The following is an 8,314-nucleotide window of genomic DNA, read 5'->3' on the forward strand; positions in this document are numbered from 1 at the left end:
CGCGAAAGAGATCGTTCAGCGTGGCCACAAAGCAGCCAGAGATGTGCAGACCTGGATCGCACAATTCTCCATGACTCATAAAGAAGAGCGCGTCTCGTATCAGCAAAGTATCGATAGCATCCAGCGAGCGACCGGTACTCGGCCCCTCGGACCATACCATTCATTGAAAGTTGCCCAGACCCATACATTCTAGTGACAAAAGTTTTACCTTCCCCTGACACCTGCTGCGGTCACAAAAATTAGCCTTCGTGAGTATGGAGGTTCTCCCCAATGAAAGAAATGTGGAGCAGCATGAAAACCGAGATCAACCGGCGTACGTTTGTAAAAAATGGACTTTCCGCAGCAGGTATCGCCACCGCCGGCGTCGGTCTCCTGGCGAATAGTTCGTCCCTTTTGGCGCAAGAGAGACCTGAGGAACGGAGCGGTCGTCTCACTCCCGGAGACGCAGCGCTGCTTCGCTTCGCCGCCGCAGCGGAAATCCTGGAGACTGACTTCTGGGTGCAATACAACGAACTCGGCGGCATCCCCGATGACGAAGTCCCAGGTGGAAGCGGAAATCCTGCCTACACCGCTGCCCTTGCGATGTTGGACTCCGACATGGCCCAGTACATCCACGACAATACCGAGGATGAATTCACTCATCAGGATTTTCTCAACGCGTATCTGACCTCCAAGGGCGCTGATCCAGTGAACCTTGAGCCCTTTCGTACCCTACTCGGTAGCACTGCAACTGGCTCTAGCGGAAAGATGCGACTCACCAACCTGATGCAGCTCACGCTCGACACCAGTTGGTGGACCCGCTACCGAAGCAGTACCCATAACCCCGATCTCGATCCGGGTTTCACGTTTCCGCAGGCGATCCCAGCTCTAGCGGTGGGGAAGCACACGGCTATTCCAAGGACCGATGAAGATACCGTCGATCCCAACTTCCTCCAGGCGATTGCGAACACCGCCGGCTTTCACATGCCCACAATCGAACAAGGTGGCCAAAGCCTGTATCCCGGGATGGCTCAGAGAGCCACCAGTGTTGAGGTCTTGCGCATTTTGATCAGTATTGGCCCCACTGAAACCATGCATTTTCAAACGTGGGCGGATAAGGCGGGAAACGCGCCTCCACTAACCGCCAAGGACCCAGTGACAGGTGTATCGGTAACGTTCCCCGACCTGAAGTCTCCACCGTTTGGCGGAGAGACATATCAGACCAACCTGATCATGCCTGAGCCGTGCCCTTTTCTAAGCCGCAAGCTCCCGACGTGCTCGATCATTCGCCCGACGGAAACGCGGGGGGCAGCCACGAGCGTTTTGAATTTCTTGACGGCAATGGGGCTCTTCATCGGTCAACCGCCAGCGTTCTTCCAGTACATGCGCGATCTGGCGGAGGACGCGGATCAAGCCCGGCGCGGTGGACGCAAAGAAGACTGACGTAATCAGTTTTGCATCGTCAAACCGATGATTTGCTCACCATTCCCATCACCGGCGCAGAAGTGAGGCGGGCACATCTCTGTCCGCTTCACGCTTCAAACTAAGTGAGGTTCTATCGCGACGCGGTTCAATGAGTAGTTCTCTGGATTACATCGAGATGCTCCAGCAGTCATTGTCACATTGGCAACGACTGCACGATGAAAATAGCGTAGAGAGGATGGAATTATCCTGTCTCTGAATTGTTCCGAAGTTAAGGGAGCGTCAGGGATCAATAGGTCGATTTGGAATGTGTATCGTAGGCGCGCCCAAATTTGTTGGCATGCGTCATTGGCCCGGCTCGGGCTATTGGAGCTTTCAACTCGCCGAGGTCAACAGAGCGAGAAGGAAGATGCACAGGACGGGCTAAGCCATCAAGAATGGACTGGGGCACGCCTTCGATCCAGACGTGCAACTTGTAATCACCGGGCGGAATATTGCGAATCACCAACGACTCGTCGGCATCAGCAATCGCATACAACGGGGTCGTGAGAGACAACACGACAGCGCTCATCTCCGGATGGATGTTGCAAAAGATATAGGAAACGCCTTCGCGCGAAAAAGTCACCGACTTGCTAGATCCGGCTTCATAAAGTCCTAGATCGAAGCGTTTGCCCTCAAAGAGCGAGAAGACGTTGTGAAAGAAGGGATCGGCGTTGGGAAACTGAACGACGCTGCCGACGGGAATTACCTGCAAGTGCGGGATGAATGTGCGATTCTTCTGCAGCAGAGTGTAATGACCATGAGGCAGGAAAGGAAGAGCGGACGTTCCGGCCAGTGGTTCCAACCAAATGACCGCCGGAACAGCACGATGCTTTCCGGGCCGGGATGAAACGATGTGGAGGCGCAGCTCGGCTATTGAGCTCTTGGAAGGACGATCCTGGGCGCACATCGCTCCCGACGCCACGGCGACAGCGCAGAGCAGCCATTTGCCGATTATCCTCTTTCTCATCAGAACTTGTATCCCGCACCCAGGCTGATGATATTGCTCCCGGCCGAAGGACCGACGACGGGGGAGCTCTCCAGATGCCGGTATTCCAAAGAAAACTGCAGATATGCGCTCGGACTGTAAATCACATTGCCGGTGTACGTGCGGTTTCTGGCAAGGTTCTGATACATGGTGCCGCCGGAGACAGCATAAGGACGCAATTCGCCGGCGAACACGTCATCCAGCCCGAAGGCGGCATTAAGTTCAACCCGTTCGGTTAGCTTTTCCTTAAGTTGTGCCCATCCGCCAACATCGTCAAGCGAACGGAGGTAATAGTCGCCTGAATCTGGGTCGAAACGATATGCGAAATCTTTGTAGGCTCCGCCTCCAAGGCCACCCAGCGCCATTCCGCGGTAGAAGCTTCCTGTCAGTTGCAAACGGGCCGGAAGGAGCAGGCGCCAATCAAGAGTGCCCGCCCAGGCATCGAAGTTGTGACCAAGCGTAGTGTGGTGAGGAGCAAAATATCCGCCTAGGCCGACGCGACTGCCGTCATGGTTCAGCATCGACCCGAGCAGTGCGACACGCGCTTCGACACCAGGCCAGCGGCTTTGCTCCGCGGTGCTGGGCGGCGTCCCCGTCGTAGTTCCTGAGGCGGAGATCACTGGCGACAGAGGCGCGTCGCCGACATCGATCAGCGCAGCCTGTAGCCGCACATCGCGTGAACTGGCGAACCCGAGATCCTGCGTCACACCCACTTGAGGATTCCAGGTCCACAGGTTGCCGGACCAGGCAAGCGGCGGCACAGCCACGGCCGTCAGCGAAGTTGGCGTATCGGGACTGAAGATCGGACGATCCAGCGAGAAGTAAGCTTCGGTATGCTTCCATTGCAGGGCAGCGTAAGCGGTGCGGAGTCGCAGCAGCGTGGTATTGGAGTTATAGTAGCCGGAGTAGTTCGTGCTATTGGATTGCGGACTACCGTCGAAATCCACTCGTAAATTGGCATAGCTGCGAGCGCCGAACAGATGCGGACCGCGCGCATCGAGGCCGAGCACCGTCTGCCGCACAGTCGCTCCCGTACTGCCTGAGCCAGGAAGCGCCACAGTTGGTGTTGCTGCCATATCGACCGCTCCAGTATTGACAAACCCGTTCAGCAGCAACAAGCCGGTTACCTTCACTGGATATTTAGATTCGCTTTCCACCTTGGTTTGCTCGTGAGTCGCAATCTGAGACTCCAGCATCGCCTGGCGCTCGCGGAGATCTTCAATCGCTGTCGTTGTCGCTGCGGGCGAGGGCCGCGTCGTGGAAGAAGATGACGCCGGAGCCGGAACAGGAGATGTGGTAGTTGCCGGGGTCGATCCACTCTGTGCCAATTGGCGTTGCAATGCGGTCAATTGCTTACGCATCTCGTCTAATTGCCGCTGAGACTCTTCGAGTTGGGCCTGCGTGCGTGCCATGGAGTCGGTCAATTTCTGGATCTGCTGTGACAGGCTCTCCTGACTCGTCGTCTGCGCGCCGAGGACGTGCACCGAAGGCCCGAAAAACACCATGAAAAGCGGTACCACTCGCCATGCGTTGCGAAGTGTGACACGACAATCCCGTATTCGTCTAGGTCCGCACATTCTCATCTGCGATCACCTGATCGTGACGTTTCGACTCCGACGCAGTGTCCTGCATTCGAAGCTCGCGCGCCACCTTCATCTGGAAGATCGTCTCGCCAGGACGACTGCTAAGAAGAACGACCCCTCCTCCGTGCTCCACTGCAATGCAGTGAGCGAGTGTGAGACCAAGGCCCGTTCCCTTCTGCTTTCCTTCGCTCACGAAGGGCTCGAAGAGGCTCTTACGAATCTTCTCTGGAACGCCGGCACCGTTGTCGATGACGTTGACGACCATATCCCGCTCCTGTGTTTCAAGAGTGATCGCAACGTTGGCCGTCGTTCCGAGGCTGCGGACGGATTGACAGGCATTGAGCAGCAGATTGTAAATCGCTCGCTCGATCTGCTTTTCGTCGACAACGGCCTCGGTATCCGCAGAATTGCCGCAACGCGTCACCACGGTCACGCCCTCTGCGTCAGGATGTGCGCGGATCAGCGCTGCCGTGCGTTCGAGCAGTGGTGCCATCAATATCGGCGATTTCCTGATGCTGGCGCCGGTCCGGCTGAAGATCAGCAGCGATTCGATCATGTCTGTCGTACCGTGGACCGCCGCACGAATGTCCGCGAAGATCTCCGCGCGTTCTTTTGCGGAAAGCCGATCGGAGGCGAGAAACTCCGAGTTGGCATAGACCGCGGCGAGATAATGGCGGAGATCGTGGGATATCGAGCTCGCCATCCGGCCAATGGTCGCCAGCCGCTCGGATTCGAGCAACGCCCGGTGGGCCTGCTGAATCTCGTTCCGCATACCGGCGAATGCAGTAGTTAGCTGCCTCACTTCCAAGGTGCCCTGCCGTGGGATATGGTATCGCCTATCTCCCGCGCCAAACGCTCTCACACTCCTAGAGAGCTCTTCAAGTGGACGAGTCACGAGGCGCGAAAGACCGATCATCAGAGCCGTGCCTAAAAGAAGTGCCAGCAATCCTGCAATCAGGACCATCCGGTCGATGCGGTTGATAGAACGCTCCGCTGGTTCGAAAGATTTCAAAACAACCAACTGCAGTGGAGACGTAGCTGTAGCGGAGAGATCTTCTGTAGCAACAAGAAATCGAGCATTTCCAAGCTTCACTGTCGCAGGCGCTCGAGGTGTGCTGGAAAGCAACAGAGGTTGCGTCGCCAGATTCGCTTGCATCGCGAGCTCAAGCGTGCTGGCGACGATCCGGCCGCTGCTGAGAAACGTCGCCTCGACACCGGTGGGCTGACTGATCTGCCGCACTGTGCGTTCGATTGAAACGCCGCTGACGACGTAGCCCAGCAGGGTCCCGTCTTCATCACTGCCGAAGTAAAGTGGACGCACCGAGCAGGCGTACAGCGATCCGCCGTCGATGAGATAGTGCTTGCCTGGAACAGCCAGCAGAGTTGTCAGCCCTCGGCGAAGATTCTTGTCAGCAGATGCACCCTTTGTATAGGCCGCCACTACCCGGCCGCTCGGATCCGCAAGCGCGAACAGATCGTCGTCGCTGATCTGCCAGAATTCGACGGCGCCGTCCTGAATGGTGAGGTCGTCACCGCTTGTCATCAGCGCTTTGAGGGTCGGAAGTTCGGCAAGAAGAGCATTCTCGCGCTCTAAAGCTCCCAGCCGGTCGGCTTGCAGATTCTGGAAGGTGATAACAGAATGATCTAGATCCTGCGATAGGCCGTCTGTCACTTGCGCTCGCAAACGATGACGAATGAGTAGGACGCACAGGCTGGTCACGGTTGCGATCACCAGCGCCATGGCAACGACGAGTAGCACATGCGTTCGGATGCCTTGCTTCGCGGGCATCCCAGCTACTCTCAGCGCAGGGTCGTTCTCCGGCCGATGGGCGACTTTAGAATCATGGGACAAATTTGTACCCTGCCGCGTAAATCGTGAGCAGATGTCGGGGATTCGCCGGATCAGACTCCAGCTTTTGACGCAGCTTTAGAATCTGGTTGTCTACGGTTCGCGTGGTCGGGAAACAATGATATCCCCAAACCTCGTTGAGCAAGACCTCGCGTGTGAGGACACGCTCCACATTCTCAGTAAAATACTTCAGCAGTTTGAACTCGTGCGCCGTCAGGATCACGGGATTCCCACTGCGCCGGGCGGTCATCTTCCTGAAGTCGATCTCACAATCGGCGAAGCGATAGATCGTTTGTGCTGTTGGCTTGCGCTGTCTGCGGATGGCCGCTTGAACGCGGGCTGTAAGCTCCCGTGGGCTAAAAGGTTTTGTGACATAATCATCAGCCCCCAACTCGAGGAGAAGCACCTTATCTGCGACTTCAGTGATCGCACTGAGCACCACGATCGGAGTTTCGCTGGAGAGATGCTTGAAAGTCTGGCAAAGTTCGCGTCCGGAGATATGCGGAAGGATCAGATCGAGGACGACCGCGAGCGGCCGCTCACTGCGAAACAGATCCAACCCGGCTTGACCATCACTAGCTATCACAGCGGCGTAGTGCTCCTCGGCGAAAATTCTGCGCAGCACCTTCTGCATGCGCGGGTCATCTTCTACGATAAGAATGGTGCCGAGATTCGTCGCGGGTACAGCGTCGATTGCGATTTCCACTGCCACTTCCGTGTCGTTAACCATGATCCAGCACCTCTCCCTTCTATTCTGGTCGATACAAGTCTATTCCCGTTCACAGACACCCCAGAAATTACAATCAGATGACATTCTGCATCTCTATACATCGGGAGGCCTCCCGGATCGAGTCTTTCTTTTCACCGGAGCCTTCGTCTTTCGGGGTCTGCTTCTTCCGCTGGCCCTAATGGGAACGGAGCCGCCAGCCTGAGTTGATCGCCGCCCCTCTCCGCTGTGTCCTTCGGTCGGATGGCGTTCAACATACGTTTTGGCGACCTCTCTTCTTATGAGGAAACACTCCGCATTGAGTCCACAAGTGTTACCGTGCGCGCCGACCCAGTTCGTAAAGGAAGCTCGCTTAGCGCCGGTAAAGTTATGTGGCGCGGAGCCAGATGCTCATTGTCGGCCTTCTTGCCGATATTCGCCGCGAACCATGGAATTGAGAGGTGCAATCCTTGAGGAAGTCTAACTTTTGGCGTCCAACCTAGCAGGGTCATTGCCCTGGTAATATCCGGACACCGTTGTTTGGGATCATCCTGCGGCAACGATCGAAATACAAGGCGGCTTTCCGAACCCGTAGCTGCAAGAACCTCATTTGCGCATTCGAGAATGGTAAATTCCTCCGGATTGCCGATATTCACAGGATTGTGTTCGTCCGAATGCATGAGACGCAGCAGACCGTCAATCTGATCGGAGACATAACAAAAGCTTCGCGTCTGGCTACCATCTCCATAGATCGTAAGGTCTTCTCCGCACAATGCTTGCCTGAGAAAATTCGATATAACCCGACCATCGTTTAGCTGCAATCGGGGCCCATAAGTATTGAAGATTCGCACAAGCCGCGTATCGACACCGTAGTACCGGTGATATGCCATAATCAAGGCTTCAGAAAAGCGCTTCGACTCGTCATAAACCGAGCGCGGCCCGATCGGGTTGACATGGCCCCAATAAGACTCCGGCTGAGGATGGATGAGGGGATCGCCGTAACATTCCGAAGTGGAACAGTGCAAGAACTTCGCCTTGTACCGCCTTGCAATCTCAAGAGCATTGCGGGTGCCTGATGAGCCTACAAGTAAGGTCTCTACTCCATGGATCGTATAGTCGACTGGGCTCGCTGGACTCGCCATATTGAACACCATGTCCATAGTGCCAGGATCGAACGGCTCCGAAATATCGTGTCTCAAGAATTCAAAGTGTGGATCTCCATTGAGGTGCTGTATGTTTTTGACCCGGCCTGTCAGCAAGTTATCGACTCCGAGCACGGAATAACCCTCGGCAAGAAGCGCGTCGACCATATGCGACCCGAGAAATCCGGCTGCGCCTGTTACAAGTGCCCTCTTCTTTCTCTTCCCGGCTGAGAACGCCTGTTTGGCGGTGACAATCCCGTCCGACGGGCGGCCAACACAAACATATGTCAACCCCATTTCTTTCATTGCGCTGCTGTCAAACATGTTGCGACCGTCAAGAACGATCGGACTGCCAAGCCTCTGCTTGATCTGAACCATATCCAGCTGAGAAAATTCGGCCCAGTCTGTAAGCACTACCAGAGCGTCCGCCTCATCCATGACCTGGTAAGCATTCTCCGCGAAAGCAACACTGCCTTCTGGCAATACCGCTTGCGCATTTTTCATGGCTGCCGGATCGTATGCGGTGATGATGCATCCATCGGCTATCAATGAGCGCACCACACGAATGGCGGGCGATTCCCGCACGTCGTCTGTGCCCCCCTTAAA

5 protein-coding genes and 3 pseudogenes are annotated in these 8,314 nt (G+C 55.9%); 2 read left to right on the top strand and 6 right to left on the bottom strand.

The genetic code is table 11. The annotated features are described in order from the left end of the window. Together VMU57_RS18755 and VMU57_RS18760 are read left to right on the top strand one after the other, a co-directional pair. Positions 1 to 193 (top strand): annotated as a pseudogene (locus tag VMU57_RS18755) (hypothetical protein); the annotation flags it as partial. 98 nt (positions 194 to 291) lie between these two features. Next, positions 292 to 1,422: a hypothetical protein gene (locus VMU57_RS18760; protein ID WP_325386226.1), complete on the top strand. Its 1,131-nt coding sequence runs from the start codon at positions 292 to 294 to the stop codon at positions 1,420 to 1,422. 268 nt (positions 1,423 to 1,690) lie between these two features. Here VMU57_RS18760 and VMU57_RS18765 read toward each other — a convergent pair whose 3' ends face one another. The 6 genes and pseudogenes from VMU57_RS18765 to VMU57_RS22870 form a co-directional block, all read right to left on the bottom strand. Further along, positions 1,691 to 2,410 carry a hypothetical protein gene (locus tag VMU57_RS18765; RefSeq protein ID WP_325386227.1) on the bottom strand — a complete coding sequence of 240 codons (720 nt, stop codon included), beginning with the start codon at positions 2,408 to 2,410 and terminating at the stop codon, positions 1,691 to 1,693. Beyond that, positions 2,410 to 3,933 (bottom strand): hypothetical protein, encoded by a 1,524-nt coding sequence (locus tag VMU57_RS18770; protein WP_325386228.1) that lies wholly within the window; start codon positions 3,931 to 3,933, stop codon positions 2,410 to 2,412. The genes VMU57_RS18765 and VMU57_RS18770 overlap by 1 nt, the downstream gene beginning before the upstream one ends. Before the next feature lie 58 nt (positions 3,934 to 3,991). Next, on the bottom strand, positions 3,992 to 5,800 hold the full coding sequence (locus VMU57_RS18775) for an ATP-binding protein (protein WP_325386230.1): 1,809 nt from the start codon (positions 5,798 to 5,800) through the stop codon (positions 3,992 to 3,994). Positions 5,801 to 5,852: 52 nt separating this feature from the next. After that, positions 5,853 to 6,590, bottom strand: a complete 738-nt coding sequence (locus VMU57_RS18780; RefSeq protein ID WP_325386232.1) for a response regulator transcription factor — start codon at positions 6,588 to 6,590, stop codon at positions 5,853 to 5,855. Positions 6,591 to 6,997: 407 nt separating this feature from the next. Next, positions 6,998 to 7,963, bottom strand: a pseudogene (locus VMU57_RS18785) (UDP-glucuronic acid decarboxylase family protein); the annotation flags it as partial. 72 nt (positions 7,964 to 8,035) lie between these two features. Beyond that, positions 8,036 to 8,314 (bottom strand): annotated as a pseudogene (locus VMU57_RS22870) (UDP binding domain-containing protein); the annotation flags it as partial.

Origin of the sequence: Edaphobacter sp. (assembly GCF_035532915.1) — a bacterium.
Classification (GTDB): Bacteria; Acidobacteriota; Terriglobia; order Terriglobales; family Acidobacteriaceae; genus Edaphobacter.